Raw genomic sequence first — 356 nt, 5'->3', positions numbered from 1 at the left:
GCGCGGGTGCAGCGGGAGCAGAGCGACCTCCTCGACCACCATCAGGTCGCGCTTCCGGCGATCCAGCAGGCGGCGGGGCCGGGCGCGGGGTTCGACACCCTCGCGGTCTTCGAGTCCTACCCCGTCGACCAAGCCGGCGAGGAGGCCATCGCTATCGATGGCATGACCGTCACCGGGGCGTCCGGCGCGGACGATACGCACTATCCGGTAAGCATCATCGCCTACGCGCAGCCCGAGCTGACCATCAAGGTCAAGCATCGCGCGGAGCTGATTCCCCAGGTCGTGGCCGAAGGGATCGCTGCTCGGTTGGGAATGGTCCTTGATGCGTTCGCGGGGGACGCGTCGGTGCGGGTGGG

General features: G+C 68.8%; 1 protein-coding gene. It reads left to right on the top strand.

The genetic code is table 11. The annotated features are described in order from the left end of the window. Nucleotides 1–356: condensation domain-containing protein (locus HT102_RS15645; protein ID WP_192040388.1), on the top strand; the 356-nt coding region annotated here is incomplete at both ends.

The sequence above is a fragment of the Lolliginicoccus lacisalsi genome (assembly GCF_014841105.1).
In the GTDB taxonomy this organism is placed as follows: Bacteria; Actinomycetota; Actinomycetes; order Mycobacteriales; family Mycobacteriaceae; genus Lolliginicoccus; species Lolliginicoccus lacisalsi.
Note: the sequence above shows the minus strand (reverse complement) of the source record. Positions and strands in the feature narration are given on the sequence as shown.